Below are 21,400 nucleotides of genomic sequence, written 5' to 3' on the forward strand. Positions count from 1 at the left end.
TTTGGGAATAGTCCGCGGCCGAGCCGGTTGTCCCTCTAAGTGACCACGACCCTGCACCCCGGCGACTCCCTGTCCCGGCGCCAGCGCCTCGTCTACGTGCTCGTGCTCGGAGCGCTCACCGCACTCGGGCCGTTCACCGTGGATCTGTACCTTCCCGCATTCCCGGACCTCCAGAGCGATCTCGGGGTATCGAAGGCACTCATCCAACTGACGCTCACGGCAACGACCCTCGGTTTCGGTGTCGGCCAGCTGCTCGTCGGTCCGTGGAGTGACAAGGTGGGCCGACGGATCCCGCTCATCGTGGCGAGCTCGGTTCACGTGCTCGCCAGCCTCGGCGCTGCCCTCTCACCCGACATCGTCTGGCTGGGACTCTTCCGGGTGTTGCAGGGGATGGGCGCTGCGGCCGGAGGAGTGGTGGCGATGGCTCTGGTGCGAGACCTGTTCGGCGGGGTGCCCCTCGTGCGGATGCTGTCGAGGCTCGCCCTCGTGAGCGGACTCGCGCCCATCCTCGCGCCGGTGATCGGCTCTCAGCTGTTGCGCTTCGTCGACTGGCGGGGCATCTTCGTCTTCCTCACGGCCTACGGCGTGCTGGTGGTGATCGCCGCGGTGTTCTTCATCGTCGAGACCCTGCCACGGGATCGACGCGCCGACCGCGGGCACAGCACGGCCCGCGAGAGGTACGGGGCGATCTTCAGCGACCGGGTCTTCGTCGGTGTGGCCATCATCGGGGCGATGAGCTTCTCGGGGCTCTTCGCCTACCTCTCCGCGTCATCGTTCCTGTTCCAGGACGTCTACGGGCTCTCCGCCCAGCAGTTCGGGCTGCTGTTCGCCATCAATTCGCTCGGCGTCGTCGCGGGCGTGCAGATCAGTTCGCGGCTGGCCCGCCGGATCGGTCCGCAGTGGATCCTCGCCTGTTCGACGGCCGTGCTGCTCGTCTCGTCGCTGACGATCGTGGTGCTCGACTCGCTGCATGTCGGGCTGCTCGGCATCCTCATCCCCCTGTGGTTCTTCATCGCCGCCTGCGGTTTCGGCTTCCCGCTCGTGCAGGTGCTCGGACTGGTCAATCACGCGGGGGAGGCCGCGACCGCGGCATCCGTTCTCGGAGCCGTGAACTTCGGGCTCGCCGGGCTGATCTCGCCGATCGTCGGCCTGTTCGGCATCCACAACGCGGTGCCGATGGGAACTGTCATGGCGTCGACGGCTGCGATCTCCGTGCTCGCACTCTGGTTCGTCGTGCGCCCGCGCACCGTACCCGCACTCGGACACTGAGAAAGCAAGCCCTCGATCCATTTCCGGGTTGTTCTGTAGCGTTACCGTATGGCTGAAGTCGTTCGACCCGCGTCCGCTCCCGAGCAACAGGCTGCGCGCGTCAGCCGCCGCTGGCCGCTGGTGAGCGGCGGCATGGCGGTGCTGCTCGTCGCTGCTCTCGGCGCGATCATCGCTTACCGCGACAACAATCTCCCGTTCTCCTTCGATCTCGCCTTCCTCGGTGAGCTGGTGGAACACCGCTCGCCGTTCTGGACCGTGCCGGCACTGGTGATGAACAACATCGGCGCTGGAATCATCGGCGTCTTCATCGTGCCGATCGCCATCTCGCTGCTCTTCCTGCTGTTCCGGATGAAGTGGGCCGCTCTCTACTTCCTGATCGCGACGATCGTGAGCGCGGGCCTCGTGCAGCTTCTCAAGAGCACCTTCGATCGACCGCGTCCGCAAGACATCCTGGTCACCGCGGATCCCGGTTCATTCCCCTCCGGGCATACCGCGAACGCGGCGACGATGGCGGTGGTGCTCGCGCTCGTGCTCCGTCGGGTCTGGATCTGGGCCGCGGGCACCGTCTATACGGTCATCATGTTGCTCAGCCGCACCTACCTCGGCGCGCACTGGCTGAGCGACACCATCGGCGGTCTCGTGCTCGGCAGCGCCGTCGCCGTGATCGTCTGGGCGCCCCTCGCCCATCGGCTGCTCATCGAGCGGGAGCGGCGCATCGGGCCCGTCAAACCGACCGAGACCGAACCGGCAACCACCCGCTAGCGTTATGGCATGAGAATCCTCCTCGTCGGCGCCGGAGGCGTCGGCAATGCGATCGCGAAGATCGCCGCCCGCCGAACCTTTTTCGAGACCATGGTCGTGTGCGACTACGACCTCGCCCGCGCCGAGGCGACGATCGCCTGGATCGAGGCAAAGCACGGCCCACAGGGGGACCGTTTCGTCGCCGCAAAGATCGATGCCTCCGACCCGGATGACGTGGCGGCGGTGGCGACAGCGCACAGCATCAGCCACGTGATGAACGCCGTGGAGCCGAAGTTCGTGCCGACGATCTTCGCGGGCGCCCTCGCCGCCGGAGCGGACTACCTCGACATGGCGATGAGCCTGTCCGAGCCGCATCCCACCGAACCGTATTCCGAGACCGGCGTTAAGCTCGGCGACGACCAGTTCGCGCAGGCACCCGACTGGGAGACCGCCGGTCGCCTCGCCCTCGTGGGCATGGGAGTCGAGCCGGGGCTGAGCGACGTGTTCGCCCGCTATGCCGCCGACCACCTGTTCACCGAGATCGACGAACTCGGAGTGCGCGATGGCGCGAACCTCGTGGTGCGTGACGATCTCGGCAACGAGATCTTCGCGCCCTCCTTCAGCATCTGGACCACGATCGAGGAGTGCCTGAACCCCCCGGTGATCTGGGAGAAGGATCGCGGGTGGTACACCACCGAGCCATTCAGCGAGCCGGAGGTCTTCGACTTCCCCGGCGGCATCGGCCCCGTCGAGTGCGTGAACGTGGAGCACGAGGAGGTGCTGCTCATGCCGCGGTGGGTCGACGCCAAGCGCGCGACCTTCAAGTACGGTCTCGGCAACGAATTCATCGGCATCCTCAAGACGCTGCATCAGCTCGGGCTGGACAAGACAGCGCCGGTGCGCGTGCGCTCCGGCAACGGCCCGGTCGAGGTTGCCCCGCGCGATGTGGTCGCGGCCGGACTGCCCGATCCGGCAACCCTCGGGCCACGGATGAGCGGCAAGACCTGCGCCGGACTGTGGGTGACCGGACGCGGGCTCGATGGGGCGCCGAAGGCCGTGTACCTGTATCACGTGGCTGACAACGAGTGGACGATGGCCGAATACGAGGCTCAGTGCGTGGTCTGGCAGACCGCGCTGAACCCGGTGATCGCGCTGGAACTACTCGCCTCCGGAGCCTGGTCGGGCACCGGTGTTCTCGGCCCGGAGGCGTTCGACGCCGAGCCGTTTCTCGAGCTGATGGCTCGCCCCGAAGCGGATGACGGATACGGCCAGGAATGGGGCCTCGACGACCGCACCGTGGCGGTGTGAGAGTCCGATCGCTGGAACTTCACCGTCTGGCCGTCCCGCTGGTGCGTCCGTTCGAGACCTCGTTCGGTCGCCAGACCGGGCGTCAGGTGCTGATGGTTCGCGTGCGGACCGATGTCGGAGACGGCTGGGGCGAGTGCGTCGCGGGAACGGATCCGGTGTACTCGAGCGAGTACGTCGACGGATGCGAAGACGTGATCCGTCACTATCTCGGCCCGGCAATGCTCGCGGCCGATGATGTCACGGCGGAGGGTGTCGCGGCACTCTTCGCCTTCGTCATCGGACATCGCATGGCGAAGGCTGCCGTGGAGACAGCGGTGCTCGACGCCCAATTGCGCGCCGTCGATACCAGTTTCGCGAGCTACTTCGGCGCCGAACGTACCGAGGTGGACTGCGGTGTCTCGGTGGGCATCTCGCCGACCATCCCGGCGCTGCTCGACGAGGTATCGCTGTATGTGTCGCAGGGATACCGTCGGATCAAGCTCAAGATCAAACCGGGGTGGGACCTCGAACCGGTTGCCGCAGTGCGCGATCTGCTGGGCACGGATGCCCTGCTCCAGGTCGACGCGAACACCGCCTACACGCTGCTCGACCTCGATCATCTCCGGCGGCTCGACGAGTACAACCTGCTGCTCATCGAGCAGCCGTTCGTGGAGGACGACATCCGCTCGCACGTCTCTCTGGCCGGGGCCATCTCCACTCCGGTGTGCCTCGACGAGTCGATCGTCAACACCGAGCTCGCGCTCGACGCGATCGATCGTGGGGCCACCAGCATCATCAACATCAAAGCGGGTCGCATGGGCGGCTACCTCGAGGCGCTCGCTCTGCACGATGCGTGCGTCGAGCAGGGCGTTCCGGTCTGGTGTGGAGGGATGCTGGAGACCGGGGTGGGCCGTGCCGCGAATGTCGCCCTCGCCGCGCTGCCCGGATTCACGCTGCCGGGCGACACCTCGGCATCCGACCGCTACTTCGCTGAGGACCTCACCGAGCCGTTCGTGCTCCACGACGGTCGGCTCACCGTGCCGACCGGTCCGGGGAGCGGAGTGACGGTGCGAGAAGAGCTGCTCGGAGCCTGGGCACAGCGACCGGTCGAGGTGCTGCGCGCGGGCTGAGCGGGGGACTAGCCCGCCCATCCGTCACAGTTTGCTCGTTGGGCGTTCTGGGGGAGCAGTTTGTGACGGGTGGGCTGGTGTTGGCGCTGTGGCAGCACCCGCGAGTCTGCGCGTGAGCAGTGCGCGGGGTACCTCGCCGATCCGTGACAGGTTGCTCGGTGGGCGCTGTGCAGCACCCGCGAGTCTGCGCGGGAGCAGTGCGCGGGGCGCCTCGCCGATCCGTCACAGGTTGCTCGGTGGGCGCTGTGGGGGAGCGGTTTGTGACGGGTGGGCGGCCACGGCCCCTGGAGGTGGGAGTGAAGCGGCGTTCGGTCCGTCGCAATCTGCCCGTTCGGCGCTATGAGGGAGCCGTTTGTGACGGTTGAGTATGACTGTCCGCGCACGCCCGGCAACTGTAGAGCCTGACGGGGTGGGTCAGTATGCTGGCGACATGACGGATGCTGCTGCCCTGGTCGAAGCTGCGAAGAAGGCCCTTGCGGATGCCGAGGCGGCCCTCGCTGCGGAAAGAGCAAGCGCTCCGGTTGCCGCTGCACAGCCGCCAGCCGCAGCTGCACAGCCGCCCGCCGCAGCAGCGCAGCCTCCAGTTTCGACGCCCCCAGAAGCGTCGCCAGCGACGCCCGCGCAGCCGGCCGCCGCGCCCGCCAACCCTCCCGAGGCGGCCGCCGCGCCCGCGCAGCCTGCCGCCGCGACCGCCAACCCTCCCGAGGCAGCCGCCGCGCCAGCGAGTCCCCCCACCGCGTCCCACTCACCCGCCGGACCCCTCGATGCGGCCGCCGTCGAAGTGATCCGTTCCGGCTACGCCTTCAGCGGCACCGTGCTGGAGATCGGCGCCCTCGTCAACGGGGATGCGCAGCCGCGGGTGCAAGTGCGCATCCCGATCGCGATGCTCAATCGGCACGGCCTCGTCGCGGGAGCCACCGGCACCGGCAAGACCCGCACGCTGCAGGTGCTCGCCGAGCAGCTCGCTGCGGCGGGAGTGCCCGTCTTCGCGGCGGACATCAAGGGTGACCTGTCCGGGGTGGCGACGGCCGGCGCGGAGAATCCCAAGCTCATCGATCGCACCAACGGCATCGGTCAGCACTGGACCGGAGCATCCTTCCCCACCGAGTATTTCGCCCTCGGAGGGGTGGGCAAGGGGGTGCCCGTCCGCGCAACAGTCTCGGGTTTCGGCCCCTTGCTGCTCTCGAAGGTGCTCGGTCTCAACGGCACCCAGGAGTCCTCTCTGGGGCTGGTGTTCCACTACGCGGCCCAGGCCGGACTGCCGCTCGTCGATCTCTCCGATCTCCGGGCCGTGCTCAGCTATCTCACCAGTGCCGACGGAAAGGGCGAGCTCACCGGTCTCGGCGGGCTCTCGAGCGCAACGGTCGGAGTGATCCTGCGGGAGCTGATCACCTTCGCCGACCAGGGTGCCGACGTATTCTTCGGCGAGCCGGAGATCGACACCGCCGACTTCCTTCGCACCCACCCGGACGGCCGCGGGATCATCAGCCTGCTCGAGGTGCCGGGGGTGCAGGACAAGCCCGAGCTCTACTCCACCTTCCTGATGTGGCTGCTCGCCGACCTGTTCAACGACCTGCCGGAGGTCGGAGACCTCGACAAGCCCAAACTCGTGTTCTTCTTCGACGAGGCCCATCTGCTCTTCAAGAACGCATCGAAGGACTTCCTCGACTCGATCACCCAGACGGTGCGGCTCATCCGGTCGAAGGGAGTCGGCATCGTCTTCGTGACGCAGACGCCCAAGGATGTGCCCGGCGACGTGCTCGCCCAGCTCGGATCGCGCATCCAGCACCAATTGCGTGCCTTCACCCCGGATGACGCTAAGGCTCTCAAGGCGACGGTCTCCACCTACCCGAACTCCGACTACGACCTCGGGAGCGTGCTCACCACCCTCGCCACCGGGGAGGCGATCGTCACGGTCATGGGCGAGAAGGGCGCACCGACACCGGTCGCGTGGACACGGCTCCGGGCGCCACAGGGCGCGATGTCGCCGAGCGCTCCGGAGCTGATCGAGGCGACGATCGCGTCATCCATTCTTCTGCCCAAATACGGCACGGCAATCGACAACGAATCGGCCACGGAGATGCTCGGGCGCAAACTCGCGGCAGCGGCGGCGACGGCAGCGGCGGCGAACACTGCGGCAGAGCAGGCGGCGGCGGCGAAACAGCAACAGGCCGATTACGAGCGGATGCTGCGCGACGCCCAGAAGTCCCAGCCGCGTGCCTCCTCGACCACGAGCCGCCGGGCGCCGGCCCCGCGGGCGGAGAAGAATCCGATCACCGACTTCCTCGGATCATCCGCCGGCAAGTCGATAGTGAACTCGGTGGTGAAGGGCATCTTCGGCACGCTGCGGCGCCGCTGAGGCTGTCGAGGGAGAGGCTCAGGCGACGAAGGGCAGACCGAGCAGCACCATGAGGCCGAGCACGATCCCGATGCAGACCAGGCCGATCAGCACGATGACGCCGATGGTGAGACTGCGGCGGTTCTCGAACCAGTAGGCGGTTCCCGCGTACAGCTCGAAGAACTGCTTCGAGGTGAGCGGCTCGGCCGGTTCCTCGAGAGGAGTGCCGATCGCGGTCGCGGCCTGGCGCATGGACTCTTCCGTCCAGAAGACTCCGCGCATTCGCAGGATCCGCTCCCCCCGGGCGTTGCGCAGAATCAGTTGCGGAAGGGTCTCGCTCGATGAGGAACTGAAGGTCTGGGCGAGAACCATCGACCTCACCTCAGAAATCGGAGTGACCACCGCGGGGCGGAAGAACCCACGTTCGGTGAAGTGGTCGGCAGAGATGACCACATAGGTCGTCCTCAGGAGGTAGAGACCGACGAAGAACAGAACGATGACGAGAGCCTCGGTGATCGCTGACACCCGCCAGGACCCGCTGGGAAGGCCGAGGGTGACGAGCATCGCGACGATCGGGATCGGCACGATGATCAAGATCAGGATGCCGCTCCACAGGAGGCTGCGCCGGGGTCGAAGCCAGACTTCGACGTTACTGTCGTTCGCATCCGACACGCGATCTCCCCGAAAGCGCCGATCACTGGCGCAGCGACAGGGCGATGCCGATTCCAGCGCTCCTAGTAGCGCTGTACTTCCGTCCGATTCCCGTCGGGCGGGGTGACACGTCCTGCGCGGAGAATGGGGGATTCGAACCCCCGAGGGCTTGCACCCAACACGCTTTCCAAGCGTGCGCCATAGGCCACTAGGCGAATTCTCCTGGGCGGCCCGAGCTTCAGGCCTCGCAATATCGTACCCGACCCGGACCGGGGCCGAGGACGATCGCGGGCCCCATACGGTAGCGACGCTCACCTCGGGCCGCACATCACGCCGTCTGATCTGACCGGCTAAACTGTCAGTGGCTCCTCGCGTGGCGCCATCCAGGCCAACTCCCCCAGGACGGAAACGTAGCAAGGGTAACCGGGCTCTGGCGGGTGCGCGAGGAGTCACTTCAGTTAAGGGCACGGCCACTGCACACCTGTGGAGCCTAGGCTGGCCTCGTGACCCGCAGCATCTACATCACCTCCATCGAAGGGCATGCCGGCAAGTCGACGGTGGCCCTCGGAATGCTCGACACCCTCAGCCATGAGACCGAGCGGGTCGGTGTGTTCCGCCCGGTCGCCCGCTCGAGTGACGAGCGCGACTACGTGCTCGAGATGCTGCTCGCTCACGACGGCGTCGACCTGGACTACGACGAGTGCGTCGGTGTGAGCTACGACGACGTGCACGCCGACCCGGAGGCGGCCCTCAGTGAGATCGTGTCGCGCTTCAAGGCGGTCGAGCGGCAGTGTGACGCCGTCGTCATCCTCGGTTCGGACTACACGGATGTCGGCAGCCCCACCGAGCTCGGATTCAATGCGCGCATCGCCGCCAACCTCGGGGCCCCGGTGCTCCTCGTCCTCGGCGGACAGCAATCGGATGCCGCGGGCAGTCGCAGTCCTGACGACCTGCGCCAGGTCTTCACCCTCGCCCGTCAGGAGCTGGACAGCGCCCACGCCCACGTGCTCGGCATCGTGGTCAACCGTGCCGATCCGCAGCGGATCGACGAGATCATCGCGGCGGTGGAGGAGGAGAGCGATCGACTGCCGGTCTGGGCCATCCCGGAAGACCGCTTCCTCATCGCCCCGAGCATCGCCTCGCTCATGGAGGCCGTCGACGGCACCCTGATCAAGGGCGACCCCGCGCTCCTGGGCCGGGAATCGCTCGGCGTCGTCGTCGCCGCCATGTCGATGGAGAACGTGCTCACCCGCCTCATCGAAGGCGGAGTGGTCGTGGTGCCGGGAGACCGGGCCGATGTACTGCTGGCGGTGCTCATGGCGAACGCGGCCGAGACCTTCCCCTCCGTCTCCGCGATCATCCTCAACGGGGGCTTCGAGATGCTGCCCCAGATCGCGCTGCTCATCGACGGACTCGACAACTCACTTCCGATCATCCGCAATTCGCTCGGGACCTACGACACCGCCCTGCGGATCACGCAGACCCGGGGGCGCCTCGCCCCCGAATCGCCCCGCAAGTACGACACCGCCCTCGCGCTCTTCGAACAGCACGTCGATGCCGATGTTCTGCTGCGCCTGCTCGATGTGAGTCGCTCCGATGTGGTGACGCCGCTCATGTTCGAATACGACCTGCTCGACCAGGCGCGCGCGAATCCCCAGCACATCGTGCTGCCGGAGGGCACCGACGACCGCATCCTGCGAGCCGCCTCCACTCTGTTGCGCCGCGGGGTCGCTCGCCTCACGATCCTCGGTGACGAGTCGGAGATCCGGGCGCGCGCCACCGACCTGGGACTCGACATCGCGGAGGCCGCCATCCTGAGCCCGTTCGATCCGGAGCTGCGGGAGCGGTTCGCCGAGGAATACGCACGGCTGCGCGCACACAAGGGAATGCGACTCGAAGAGGCCCGCGAGACCGTCACCGACGTCTCCTACTTCGGCACGATGATGGTGCACCTCGGGCTTGCCGATGGAATGGTCTCGGGTGCCGCCCACACCACCGCGCACACCATCCGGCCCGGTTTCGAGATCATCAAGACCAATCCCGGGGTCTCGGTCGTCTCGAGCGTGTTCCTGATGTGTCTCGAAGACCGAGTGCTCGTCTACGGCGACTGTGCGGTGAACCCGGATCCGAATGCCGACCAGCTCGCCGACATCGCGATCTCCTCGGCGACCACCGCCCAGCAGTTCCAGATCGAGCCGCGAATCGCGATGCTGTCGTATTCCACCGGAGCCTCCGGTGCCGGGGCCGACGTCGACAAGGTGCGCACGGCCACGGAGCTGGTGCGCTCGCGGCGGCCGGACCTGCTCGTGGAGGGGCCGATCCAGTACGACGCCGCCGTCGACATCGCTGTCGGCAAGTCGAAGATGCCGGATTCGCAGGTGGCCGGCCGGGCGACGGTATTCATCTTCCCCGACCTCAACACCGGCAACAACACCTACAAGGCCGTTCAGCGCAGCGCCGGCGCGGTGGCGATCGGTCCCGTGCTACAGGGCCTCCGCAAGCCCATCAACGACCTGTCGCGAGGCGCGCTCGTGCAGGACATCGTGAACACGGTGGCCATCACGGCGATCCAGGCCCAGACGCTCCAACTGGTCGAGTAGTGCGCGAATACCCTGCTGGTCGAGTAGCGAGCTCCGACGAGCGTATCGAGACCCCCATCCGAACGGACACAGCGTGACCCAGATCTTCGTCGTCAACTCCGGCTCGTCCTCGATCAAGTACCAGCTCATCGACGTCGAGACCGAGCACGTGGCCCTCAGCGGCCTCATCGAGCGGATCGGCGAGCCCGGTTCCGGAGTGGAAGACCATGAGGCCGGGATGCGGCAGGTGCTCGAGAGGCTGGGGTCGGCGGACGAGATCGTCGCCGTCGGCCACCGGGTGGTGCACGGCGGATCGATTTTCGATCGCGCGACAGTCGTGACTGCCGAGGTGGAGTCGCAGATCGACCAGCTCTCCGCCCTCGCGCCGCTCCACAACCCGGCGAACCTCCAGGGCATCCGGGCGGCACGGAAGGCGTTGCCGGACGTGCCGCAGGTGGCCGTCTTCGACACGGCTTTTCACCAGACGCTGCCTGCCGCCGCCTACACCTACGCGATCGATGCCGAGCTCGCGGAGGAACATCACGTGCGGCGCTACGGCTTCCACGGCACATCCCACAAGTACGTCTCCGAGCAGGCCGCGCTGTTCCTCGACCGGCCGCTCGGCGAACTCAAGACCATCGTGCTTCACCTCGGCAACGGGGCATCCGTCGCCGCAATCGACGGGGGGATCTCGGTCGAGACGAGCATGGGGATGACGCCACTCGAGGGCCTGGTGATGGGCACGCGCTCCGGGGACATCGACGCCGCGGTGCTGATCCACCTGCACCGGCACGCCGGCCTCGACTTCGATGACCTGGATACCCTCCTCAATCGCCGGAGCGGCCTTCTCGGACTCACCGGTACCAGCGACATGCGTGACGTGCAGGATGCCGCGTCGAAGGGTGATTCGACTGCCGAAGCCGCGCTCGCGGTCTATCGTCACCGCGTTCGCCGGTACATCGGGGCCTACATCGCGCATCTCGGCGGACTCGATGCCCTGGTGTTCACCGCCGGGGTCGGGGAGAACAATGTGCTGCTGCGCCGTCGAACGCTCGCCGGACTCGAGTTCCTCGGCATCTCGATCGACCACGACCGAAACGAACTCATCTCGAAGAAGCCGCGTTTCATCTCCCCGGACGGTTCCCCCGTCGCGGTGCTGGTGATCCCCACCAACGAGGAGCTCGAGATCGCGCGCCAGGTCGAAGAGCTGGTGACGCGCTAGCGCGAAACCGACCGGTGGATCGATCACCGCTGCGGGCGATCGGTAGCGCTTTCGCGCGCCCGGCTACAGCGCGGCGAGCGCGTCGTCGAGGGGCGTCTGCCCCGAGATGGCTTCGAATTGGCGGCCGACCGCGGTGCCACCGACCAGCAGCGCGGCGAGGAGAGCGGCGACATCCGCTCGGGGGATGCTGCCGCGGCCGACCGACTCGCCCAGGGTCACGACACCGGTGGGATCCGAGTCGGTGAGGCTGCCCGGGCGCACGATGGTCCAGCCGAGGTCACGCTCGCGAACCGCGGCATCCGCCTCGCTCTTCGCTCGAAGGTAGACCTGGAATCCATCGTCGGAGGAGGCGTCGAAGCTATCGGCGCCCATCGATGAGATCACGATCATTCGGCGCACCCCGGCCCGCACGGAGGCATCGGCGAGAAGGATCGCGCCGTCGCGATCCAGGGTCAGCTTGCGATCCGGGCCGCTGTCCGGTCCCGCTCCGGCGGCGAAGACTGTGGCATCTGCGCCCGTGAGCGCGGCAGCCAGTTCGTCGACCGTCGAATGTTCGAGGTCGAGCAGCAGTGGAGTGGCGCCGACGGCACGAAGGTCGTCGGACTGGTCGGGCTTTCGGATGATGCCGACCGGTTCGTGTCCGGCATCGGCGAGCTGACGGCAGAGAAGTAGGGCGATCTTTCCGTGCCCTCCGGCGATGACTATGCGCATGCCTCCACCGTACGCCTCCGCATAATTCCTGCACTCCGTGCGATCGGGCAGGGAGGGCCCCGAGATGCCGGGCACCCTGATCCGGGCCGCAGCAGGCTGCAGGAGTCATGCGGGCGGGAGCGGGACGAGGCGGTGATCCCCGGGCAGCGTGCGGCCATCGGCCGATGGCGAACACCGGGGGCCCGGTCGGTGGCTGCCGGTAGTCTTGGCTGGTGGTCACCGCCCTGTATCGCCGTTATCGGCCAGAGACTTTCGCCGAGCTGATCGGGCAGTCGCAGGTGACCGATCCGCTGCGCACTGCGCTGCGAAACGACCGGGTCAACCACGCCTATCTCTTCAGCGGACCGCGCGGCTGCGGCAAGACGACATCCGCCCGGATCCTGGCCCGGTGCCTCAACTGTGTCGAGGGCCCCACCGACACTCCGTGCGGTGTCTGCCCGAGCTGCATCGAGCTGAGCCGAGACGGCGGCGGATCGATGGATGTCGTGGAGATCGATGCCGCGAGCCACAACGGTGTCGACGACGCGCGCGACCTGCGGGAGCGCGCCGTGTTCGCGCCGGCCCGGGATCGCTACAAGATCTTCATTCTCGACGAGGCGCACATGGTGACGCCACAGGGGTTCAACGCGCTGCTGAAGATCGTCGAAGAGCCGCCGGAGCACGTCAAGTTCATCTTCGCGACGACAGAGCCCGAAAAGGTGATCGGAACTATCCGTTCGCGAACCCACCACTATCCATTCCGACTCGTTCCTCCTGCGCAGATGCTCGAGTACGTGCAGTCGCTCTGCGTGAGCGAGAAGGTGGATGTCGAAGCCGGCGTGCTGCCGCTCGTCGTGCGGGCCGGCGGTGGTTCCGTGCGCGACACCCTGTCACTTCTCGACCAGCTCATCGCCGGCTCCGAAGGCTCGTCGGTGCAGTACGAGCGCGCTGTGGCACTTCTGGGCTACACGCACGGTGCGTTGCTCGGCGAGGTCGTCGACGCGCTCGGCGCCCGGGATGCCTCGGCCGCGTTCGCCGCGATCGACCGCGTCATCCAGACCGGCCAGGATCCGCGTCGCTTCGTCGAAGACCTGCTCGAGCGACTCCGCGACCTCATCATCGTCAGCGCCACCGGCGACGGCGCCGCGGCGGTTCTGCGCGGTGTGCAGCCCGACGAGCTCGACCGCATGGGCCAGCAGGCCTCTAGGTTCGGTACCGCCGAGCTCTCCCGGGCCGCGGATGTCGCCAACTCGGCTCTCACCGAGATGACCGGTGCCACCTCCCCGCGTCTTCACCTGGAGCTCATGATCGCCCGCGTGCTCGTGCCGGCGAGCGACGAGAGCAACCGGGGCGCTCTCGCCCGGGTCGAGCGTCTGGAACGACGCATCGGTATGGACAGTCCCGATGCTCGAGTGGCGAGCGCCAGCGAGCGTATCGAGACCCCCGCGCCGCAGCCGTCCGGTCTCGATTCGGGCGAGGAGCGCCCTGCTCTACCTGTGGAATCGCCCGTTGGTCGCGCAGCGAGCGCGAGTGAGCGTATCGAGACCCCCGCGCCGCCCGTTGGTCGCGTAGCCAGCGCCAGCGAGCGTGTCGAGACCCCCGGGCCGCCCGTTGGTCGCGTAGCCAGCGCCAGCGAGCGCATCGAGACGCCTGCACCGCCGGCCGGCCCCGTCTACGGCTTCGGTGCCGCAGCAAAGACTCCCGAGCCGGTAACGGAGCCCCCGATCATCCCGAGCGTCGTCACCTTCCAGCAGGTGAAGGACAGCTGGCCCGAGATCCTCGAGCGCGTGGAGAAGGCCAAACGAACCGCCTGGATGGTCGTCTACACCGCGACCCCGCTTGCGCTGCGTGACGGCAACATCCTCGATCTGTCTTTCGCCAGCCAGACCGACGTCGATGCCCTCAAGCAGCGCACCACCCCCGGCGAAGGAATCTCGGACTACCTCAAGCAGGCCGTCTACGACGTGCTCGGGTTCCGTCCGCTGCTGACCGCCCGTGCGGAGACCTCCCGCGCGGAACCGTCCCGTGCGGAAGCCCCGCCCGCGCCTGCCGCAGCGCGACCGCCGGTCGCCGATGGCCCGCCCTCTTCGCAGGAGCCGCCCGAGCAGACCGAGCCCGACATCGAGCCACCCGCTCCCTCCGGTGCCACCTGGGAGACCGCGGTCATCACCGACTCGGAGCCCGAGACCAAGCCGAAGCCTGTGGCCGAGAAGAAGCGGATGCCCGAGCCGGTGATCGCGCCGGTCGAGAAGACCGAGCCCGCGGCTCCCAAACGCCCCGCACCGGTCGCGATGGCCGACGGCAAGCAGCGCTACGGGGAATCCGTCGTGCGGGAGATCCTCGGCGCGAGCTTCATCGAAGAACAGACCGTGACCCCCCGGGTCGCCCCGAGAGAGCAGTAGGCGTGTACGACGGAATCGTCCAGGAACTGATCGACGAACTCGGGCGCCTGCCCGGCATCGGGCCGAAATCAGCACAGCGCATCGCCTTCCACATCTTGCAGACCGAGACCTTCGACGTGACCCACCTCGCTGAGGTGTTGATGACGGTGAAGGAGAAGGTGCGCTTCTGCGACATCTGCGGCAACGTCACCGAGCAGGAGCTCTGTAACATTTGCCGCGATCCGCGCCGTTCCCCCGCCACGATCTGTGTGGTCGAAGAGGCGAAGGATGTCGTGGCGATCGAGCGCACCCGCGAGTTCAAGGGCCTCTATCACGTGCTCGGCGGTGCCATCAGTCCCATCGACGGCATCGGGCCTGACGACCTGCGCATCCGCCAGCTGATGCAACGCCTCGCCGACGGCGTGGTCACCGAGGTGATCATCGCCACCGACCCCAATCTGGAGGGGGAGGCGACGGCGACCTATCTCTCACGGATGCTGATGCATCTCGACCTGCGGGTCACCCGGCTCGCCTCCGGACTCCCCGTGGGCGGTGACCTCGAGTACGCCGACGAGGTCACGCTCGGTCGCGCCTTCGAGGGCCGTCGGCTCGTCGAGAACTAGTCTCCGCGTCGTCGAACGCGCGCGCCTCCACTTCCCCGCGCGGGTGTCGCCCAGCGCCGCGAAGCCCCACCGAACGGACGAGCACCGGGCCCCTGCGTCACAGAGCAGCCGCATCCACGCCCAGCATTTAGGATGGGGAGTCGGCCAGCAGTCGGCATCCCGATCCCCAGGAGTACCAGTGAGCTTGATCGTGCAGAAGTACGGCGGCTCGTCGCTCGCCGATGCGGAGAGCGTCAAGCGAGTGGCGAAGCGCATCGTCGAAACCCGCAAGGCGGGCAACGAGGTCGTCGTCGTGGTCTCGGCCATGGGCGACACCACCGATGAACTCCTCGACCTGGCGAACGAGGTCACTCCGCTCGCCACTGGCCGCGAACTCGACATGCTGCTCACGGCGGGGGAGCGCATCTCGATGGCGCTGCTCGCCATGGCGATCAAGAGCATGGGCCAGGAGGCCCGCTCCTACACCGGAAGCCAGGCTGGGCTCAGCACCGATGCCAAACACGGCAGCGCTCGAATCGTGGATGTCGCCCCCACGCGGGTGCGCGCCGCTCTCGATGCCGGGGCCATCGCCATCGTCGCCGGATTCCAGGGCTTCAACCGTGGTACCGGCGACATCACCACACTGGGTCGTGGGGGATCCGACACGACCGCGGTGGCGCTCGCTGCCGCACTGGACGCGGATGTGTGCGAGATCTACACGGATGTCGACGGCATCTTCACCGCGGACCCCCGGGTCGTGCCCGCCGCCCGCAAGATCGATCGCATCACCAGCGAAGAGATGCTCGAACTCGCCGCCGCCGGGGCGAAAGTCCTCTATATTCGCGCAGTGGAATATGCCCGACGGCACGGGGTTACGCTTCATGTGCGGTCGTCGTTCAACAACAACGAGGGCACGCTCGTGGTCAATCCGAAAGAAGGCGAAAACGTGGAAGAGCCCATCATCTCCGGGGTGGCAGCCGACCTGAGCGAAGCGAAGATCACGGTCGTCGGCGTGCCGGATGTCCCCGGCAAGGCCGCACAGATCTTCACGATCGTCGCCGCCACCGATGCCAACATCGACATGATCGTGCAGAACGTGTCCACGGCCGCGACCGGCCTCGCCGACATCTCCTTCACCCTTCCCAAGTCGGACGGCGCCCGCGTTCTGAAAGCGCTCGAAGACAGCAAGGGCGAAACCGGCTTCCACTCCCTGCAGTACGACGATCAGATCGGCAAGCTCGCTCTCGTCGGTGCCGGGATGCGCACCAATGCCGGCGTATCCGCCCGGCTTTTCACCGCCTTGTTCGAAGCAGGGATCAACATCGAGATGATCTCCACCAGCGAGATCCGTATCAGTGTCGTCACGCGCGCCGACACCATCAATGAGGCCGTGCGGGTCGTGCACCGCGCCTTCGGCCTCGACGCCGATGAGGTCGCGAAGGTTCACGGAGGAACGGGACGATGACTGTCGGAGTGAACATCGCGGTTGTCGGAGCCACCGGCCAGGTCGGCGCCGTGGTTCGTCGCCTCCTGGAGGAGCGGGACTTCCCCGTGGCGGGAATCCGCTTCTTCGCGTCGTCGCGTTCCGCCGGCAGCACCCTGCCCTGGAAGGGCGAAGACATCGTCGTGGAGGACGCGTCGACCGCGGATCCGTCCGGCATCGACATCGCCATCTTCTCCGCGGGTGCCACCACGTCCAAGGCGCAGGCGCCCCGCTTCGCCGCGGCCGGTGTCACCGTCATCGACAACTCGTCGGGATTCCGCATGGATCCCGACGTGCCCCTCGTCGTGAGCGAGGTCAACCCGCACGCGATCGCCGAGGCGGGCAAGGGCATCATCGCCAACCCGAACTGCACGACCATGGCGGCCATGCCGATCCTCAAGGTGCTGGATGCCGAGGCCGGCCTTCAGCGACTGATCGTGTCCACCTACCAGGCCGTGTCCGGAGCCGGCCTGGTCGGTGGCGAAGAACTCTACGATCAGGCGAAGGCGGCGATCGAACAGGATCCGCGCAGTCTCGTGCACGACGGTTCATCCATCGACTTCCCCCCGGCTGCCACCTTCCCGAAGACGATCGCCTTCGACGTGATCCCCTTTGCCGGAAATCTCGTGGACGACGGGCTCTTCGAGACCGACGAGGAGAAGAAGCTGCGCAACGAAAGCCGCAAGATCCTCGAGCTTCCGGAGCTCCTGGTGAGCGGCACCTGCGTGCGCGTGCCGGTCTTCACCGGCCACTCGCTCTCGATCAACGCGGAGTTCGGCAACCCCCTCACGGTGGAGCGTGCAAAGCAACTGCTGGCGGATGCCCCGGGCGTCGAGCTCTCCGACATCCCGACCCCGCTCGCCGCGGCCGGCACCGATCCCTCGTATGTCGGCCGCATCCGCCAGGACGAAGGAGTGCCGAACAACCGCGGCCTCGCGCTGTTCGTCAGCAACGACAACCTGCGCAAGGGTGCGGCGCTCAACGCCGTGCAGATCGCGGAACTCGTCGCGGCGCAGCTTCCCGTTTCACGGTAGCCCCGCCGGCGGTACCAAGCCGCGGTCGCGACCGCGCCGAACCACCGGTATGAGTCGAATCACCCTCCTCGTCGCCGGCCTGTGCGCGGCCGTCCTGCTCATTGCGGCTCTCGTTGCGATCTCGGCCGGCACCGGTCAGCGCGGGTCCGATCGACCGGAGTCCACCGGAACGGGCACTCGAGTCTCGTTCTACGGCGACTCCTATACCCTCGGCACCGGGGCGAGCGATCCCGCCAAACGCTGGTCGACGGTGATCTCGAAGGCACGCAACTGGAACGAGTTCAACCCGAGCGTGAATGGACTCGGCTTCGTGAACAACCGCTCGAGCGCGATCGACGAACCCGGCGAGGTGATCGCGTCGAAGCCCGAAATCGTCTTCATCACCATGGGTCTCAACGACAACTTCTCCTACGACGTCGCCGCCGACCGCATCGAGGCCCAGATCACCACGGATTTCCAGCGGCTCAAGACTGCGCTGCCCGATGCGCGCTTCATCGTCGTTGAGCCGTTCTGGTACACGGATGCCCGGCCGGCGTCACTGGCTGTGATCTCGGGCTGGGTGAAGGACGCGGCAGCGGCCATCCACGCGGACTATATCCCCGGAGCCTCGCACTGGATCGAGCACCACCCGGAATGGATGGCCAGCGACGGCCTTCACCCCAACGACACCGGTTATGCGCAGATGGCGAAGCGCATGGAGTCGGAGTTGCACAAACTCGGCCTCTGACCGGGCGCCACAGCGGCGCGCGCTTCTCCCCGGGACGTGGGGGAAGATGTCACTAGCCATCATTCAAAGGAGAACAGCATGTCTATCGTCGTCATCGCCACCATCACCCCGCAGGACGGCAAACTGCCCGAGCTGACCGCCGCTTTCGAAGAGGCGACCCCGCTCGTGCAACAGGAGCCGGGATGCGAGCAGTACGCGCTCTACTCGGATGGCTCGGTCATCGTGACGATCGAGCGCTGGGCGAGCCCGGACGCGCTCGAAGCGCACCTGGCGGCGCCGGCGGTGACGGCGCTGCTCGCTCGGGCCGGCTCGCTCCTTGCCGCGGCACCCGAGATCCGCACCATCGAAGCCCTCGGTTTCGGCGACGCCGTCAAGGGCGATTGAGGCGCAGCACGCGTGCCGACCGCACGAAGCCGAGGTTAAGAATCCGGGGCTTTAACGCCGTCGCGTGGCCGCTCAGGGAGAGCGGGCAGATTCGCCACCGTAAACTGGATGCGTGACTTTACCAGGCAGACCCGTCGACGTCGCGCTGATTGGCGGCGGCATCATGAGCGCCACCCTCGGCGCCTTCATCAAGCAGCTCCAGCCCGACTGGAGCATCCAGATCTTCGAGAGACTCGGGGATGTCGCGCTCGAGAGCTCCAACCCGTGGAATAACGCGGGCACCGGTCACTCCGCCCTGTGTGAGCTCAACTACACGCCAGAGAAGGCGGATGGCACCATCGAGATCACGAGTGCCGTGAAGGTGAACGAGCAGTTCCAGGTGTCGCGCCAGTTCTGGTCGTACCTCGTCGGCAAGGACCTGCTTCCCGATCCGCAGGCCTTCATCAACCCCGTGCCGCACATGAGCTTCGTCTGGGGTGCCGAGAATGTCGACTACCTGCGCCGTCGGCAAGAGGCGCTCGCCGGGCATCCGCTGTTCGCCGGCATGGAGTTCAGCGACGACCCTGCGGTGATCCGCTCCTGGGCGCCCGCCATGATCCCGGGACGCCGCAAGGACCAGCCCATCGCTGCCACCCGCATCGACGCGGGCACCGATGTCGACTTCGGCGCTCTGACCAATGGACTGATGGACTACCTCACCTCCAACGGCGCCGCGCTGCTCACCGAACACAGCATCAAGAACATCACGCGCCAGAAGGACGGCCTCTGGCGCCTGCACGTCGTTCACGAGGTCGGGGGCACGCCCCAGGAAGTGCGTGCCCGGTTCGTCTTCGTGGGCGCTGGCGGTGGAGCCCTCAAGTTGCTCCAGAAGTCCGGCATCCCCGAGATCCGCGGGTTCGGCGGTTTCCCGGTCAGCGGGGAGTTCCTCCGCACCGACAACCCCGAGGTCGTGGCACGCCACCAGGCGAAGGTCTACGGCAAGCCGGCTCTCGGCGCTCCGCCGATGTCGATGCCGCACCTCGACACGCGCGTCGTCGACGGCGAGGCCAGTCTCATGTTCGGGCCGTACGCGGGGTTCAATACCAAGTTCCTCAAGAACGGCTCGTGGTTCGATCTCTTCGCAACGATCCGCCCGCACAACCTGATTCCGATGCTCGCAGCCGGTGCATCGAATCTCGGACTCGTTCGCTACCTGGTCTCCCAGCTCGCCGCCTCGAAGTCCGCGAAGTTCAAGGAGCTGCAGGAGTTCATGCCCACCGCCGATCCGAAGGACTGGTACAGCATCACCGCCGGGCAGCGCGTGCAGGTGATCAAGAAGGACAAGGAGAAGGGTGGCGTGCTGCAGTTCGGTACCGAGGTGATCAGCTCAGCCGACGGCTCCATCGCGGGACTCCTCGGGGCATCGCCCGGAGCATCCACGGCAGTCCCGATCATGCTGGATGTGCTGAAACGCTGCTTCCCGGACCGAATCGAGGCGTGGACGCCGAAACTCCGGGAGATGGTGCCGACCTATGGCACGCTGCTTTCGGATGATCCGACACTCGCCAAGAAGACCCTCGGGTCGACGCAGAAGGTGCTCGAGATCGCCCAGTAGCGTTCACGGTTGACACATATTCGAACATATGTTCGAATGACTCGATGCGATGGAGTGGTCAAGAACTGGCAGCGGAGGTCCCCACTGCCTTGCCCGGGCTGGTGAGACTGTCCAACCTGGTGCGCAGCGTGCAGACGCCGGAATTCGCCGGCATCACGTTTCACGAAGTGTTGGCCAAGAGCGCACTCAATCGCGTTCCCGGTGAGACGAAGGCACTGCCCTTCGGGTGGACGATCAATCCCTACCGGGGGTGCAGCCATGCCTGCACCTACTGCTTCGCTCGCCGCACACACGAGTATCTCGACCTCGACTCCGGCAAGGATTTCGACAGCGAGATCATCGTCAAGGTGAACGTGGCCGAGGTGTTGGCCAAGGAGCTGGCCAAGCCGACGTGGCTGCGGCATCCGGTCGCCCTCGGCACCAACACCGACCCCTACCAGCGCGCCGAAGGGCGTTATCGCTTGATGCCCGGCATCATCGCGGCCCTCGTGCGGTCGGGCACGCCGTTCAGCATCCTCACCAAGGGCACGCTCCTGCGGCGAGACCTCGCCATTCTGGCGGAGGCGAATGAGCGGGTGCCCGTCGATCTCGCGCTCTCGATCGCCATCTTCGACGACGAACTTCAGCAATCCGTCGAGCCGGGCACTCCGAGTACGGAGGCGCGGCTCGCGACGGTGACCGCCGCGCGGCAACTCGGGCTCGACTGCTCGGTGTTCATGATGCCGATCCTGCCCTTCCTCACGGATTCCCGGCAGCAGCTGGACCGGGCGCTTGCTCGCATCGCGGGCGCCGGTGCGACCTCGGTGATGTTCACCGCGCTCCATCTGCGGCCGGGTGCCCGGGAGTGGTACCTGGCCTGGCTTGGTCTCGCTCATCCCCACCTCGTGCCGCGCTACCGGGAGCTCTACGGAACCGGCGCTTACGCGACGGAGCAGTATCGACGGCGACTCACCGACGTGATCTCCCCGCTCATCCGAGCCCACGGGCTGGAGCGAGGTCGGGTGGACCCGGCCACCGGTGCCATCCGGTCGAGTGCCGCCGGACGCACGGCCGCACTCGGGCGTGCGTCCTCGCTGATCGATGCGCAGGCCGCCGGCCAACCCGCACGGTCTCCCGCCGAGCAACCGACACTCTTCTGAACCTGGGGACATTTTGCTGTCCCGGGCTGCAGGAGGGGACATTTTCGTCTTATCGAGGCGGAATTTGCAAGAATCATCCGCGCAACGGGGTACAAATGCGGCGGATGCGATGAGATACTGAACCTCTGGCGGCCAACGGAGGGAACTGC

17 protein-coding genes, 1 tRNA gene and 1 other RNA gene are annotated in these 21,400 nt (G+C 66.9%); 16 read left to right on the top strand and 3 right to left on the bottom strand.

The annotated features are described in order from the left end of the window. The first annotated feature begins 39 nt into the window (after positions 1-39). From VLI63_RS13530 to VLI63_RS13550, 5 genes are all read left to right on the top strand, one after another. Entirely contained in the window at positions 40-1,269 is a 1,230-nt protein-coding gene (locus tag VLI63_RS13530) for a multidrug effflux MFS transporter (RefSeq protein ID WP_409157385.1), read from the top strand. A 48-nt stretch (positions 1,270-1,317) separates the two neighbouring features. Beyond that, positions 1,318-2,031: a phosphatase PAP2 family protein gene (locus VLI63_RS13535; RefSeq protein ID WP_409157386.1), complete on the top strand. Its 714-nt coding sequence runs from the start codon at positions 1,318-1,320 to the stop codon at positions 2,029-2,031. A gap of 9 nt (positions 2,032-2,040) precedes the next feature. After that, positions 2,041-3,318, top strand: a complete 1,278-nt coding sequence (locus VLI63_RS13540; protein ID WP_409157388.1) for a saccharopine dehydrogenase family protein — start codon at positions 2,041-2,043, stop codon at positions 3,316-3,318. Beyond that, positions 3,315-4,427 (top strand): o-succinylbenzoate synthase, encoded by a 1,113-nt coding sequence (gene menC / locus VLI63_RS13545; RefSeq protein ID WP_409157390.1) that lies wholly within the window; start codon positions 3,315-3,317, stop codon positions 4,425-4,427. Before VLI63_RS13540 ends, menC begins: the two co-directional genes overlap by 4 nt. A 430-nt stretch (positions 4,428-4,857) precedes the next feature. Next, positions 4,858-6,786, top strand: coding sequence for a helicase HerA-like domain-containing protein (locus VLI63_RS13550; RefSeq protein WP_409157392.1), 1,929 nt, complete (start codon positions 4,858-4,860; stop codon positions 6,784-6,786). 18 nt (positions 6,787-6,804) lie between these two features. Here VLI63_RS13550 and VLI63_RS13555 read toward each other — a convergent pair whose 3' ends face one another. Both VLI63_RS13555 and VLI63_RS13560 read right to left on the bottom strand, forming a co-directional pair. Next, a complete protein-coding gene (locus VLI63_RS13555) occupies positions 6,805-7,437 on the bottom strand; it encodes a hypothetical protein (protein ID WP_409157393.1) in 633 nt (210 codons plus the stop codon). A 117-nt stretch (positions 7,438-7,554) separates the two neighbouring features. After that, a tRNA-Ser gene (locus VLI63_RS13560) sits at positions 7,555-7,639 on the bottom strand. A 137-nt stretch (positions 7,640-7,776) separates the two neighbouring features. Here VLI63_RS13560 and ffs point away from each other — a divergent pair. The 3 genes from ffs to VLI63_RS13575 all read left to right on the top strand — a co-directional run bounded on the left by ffs (position 7,777) and on the right by VLI63_RS13575 (position 11,217). Continuing rightward, positions 7,777-7,873: signal recognition particle sRNA small type (gene ffs, locus VLI63_RS13565), an RNA gene on the top strand. Positions 7,874-7,919: 46 nt separating this feature from the next. Next, on the top strand, positions 7,920-10,016 hold the full coding sequence (gene pta / locus VLI63_RS13570) for a phosphate acetyltransferase (protein ID WP_409157394.1): 2,097 nt from the start codon (positions 7,920-7,922) through the stop codon (positions 10,014-10,016). 73 nt (positions 10,017-10,089) lie between these two features. Continuing rightward, positions 10,090-11,217, top strand: coding sequence for an acetate/propionate family kinase (locus tag VLI63_RS13575; protein ID WP_409157395.1), 1,128 nt, complete (start codon positions 10,090-10,092; stop codon positions 11,215-11,217). Between the two features lie 63 nt (positions 11,218-11,280). Here VLI63_RS13575 and VLI63_RS13580 read toward each other — a convergent pair whose 3' ends face one another. After that, complete coding sequence (locus tag VLI63_RS13580) at positions 11,281-11,928, bottom strand: SDR family oxidoreductase (RefSeq protein ID WP_409157396.1); 648 nt, start codon at positions 11,926-11,928, stop codon at positions 11,281-11,283. Positions 11,929-12,140: 212 nt separating this feature from the next. On the opposite strand from VLI63_RS13580, the gene VLI63_RS13585 reads away from it, so the two are divergent. The 8 genes from VLI63_RS13585 (at position 12,141) to VLI63_RS13620 (ending at position 21,251) form a co-directional block, all read left to right on the top strand. Beyond that, complete coding sequence (locus tag VLI63_RS13585) at positions 12,141-14,309, top strand: DNA polymerase III subunit gamma and tau (RefSeq protein ID WP_409157397.1); 2,169 nt, start codon at positions 12,141-12,143, stop codon at positions 14,307-14,309. A 2-nt stretch (positions 14,310-14,311) separates the two neighbouring features. Next, on the top strand, positions 14,312-14,911 hold the full coding sequence (gene recR, locus VLI63_RS13590) for a recombination mediator RecR (protein WP_185202393.1): 600 nt from the start codon (positions 14,312-14,314) through the stop codon (positions 14,909-14,911). A 178-nt stretch (positions 14,912-15,089) separates the two neighbouring features. After that, positions 15,090-16,355, top strand: a complete 1,266-nt coding sequence (locus tag VLI63_RS13595) for an aspartate kinase (protein ID WP_409157398.1) — start codon at positions 15,090-15,092, stop codon at positions 16,353-16,355. Next, a complete protein-coding gene (locus VLI63_RS13600; RefSeq protein WP_409157399.1) occupies positions 16,352-17,407 on the top strand; it encodes an aspartate-semialdehyde dehydrogenase in 1,056 nt (351 codons plus the stop codon). Before VLI63_RS13595 ends, VLI63_RS13600 begins: the two co-directional genes overlap by 4 nt. A 49-nt stretch (positions 17,408-17,456) precedes the next feature. Further along, on the top strand, positions 17,457-18,134 hold the full coding sequence (locus VLI63_RS13605) for an SGNH/GDSL hydrolase family protein (protein WP_409157400.1): 678 nt from the start codon (positions 17,457-17,459) through the stop codon (positions 18,132-18,134). A 78-nt stretch (positions 18,135-18,212) separates the two neighbouring features. Beyond that, positions 18,213-18,518, top strand: coding sequence for a putative quinol monooxygenase (locus tag VLI63_RS13610; RefSeq protein ID WP_409157401.1), 306 nt, complete (start codon positions 18,213-18,215; stop codon positions 18,516-18,518). 112 nt (positions 18,519-18,630) lie between these two features. Continuing rightward, positions 18,631-20,112, top strand: a complete 1,482-nt coding sequence (locus tag VLI63_RS13615; RefSeq protein WP_409157402.1) for a malate:quinone oxidoreductase — start codon at positions 18,631-18,633, stop codon at positions 20,110-20,112. Positions 20,113-20,156: 44 nt separating this feature from the next. Then, a complete protein-coding gene (locus VLI63_RS13620) occupies positions 20,157-21,251 on the top strand; it encodes an Rv2578c family radical SAM protein (protein WP_409157403.1) in 1,095 nt (364 codons plus the stop codon). The last annotated feature ends 149 nt before the right edge of the window (positions 21,252-21,400 follow it).

This window comes from Lacisediminihabitans sp. H27-G8 (assembly GCF_046156175.1).
GTDB lineage: Bacteria > Actinomycetota > Actinomycetes > Actinomycetales > Microbacteriaceae > Lacisediminihabitans.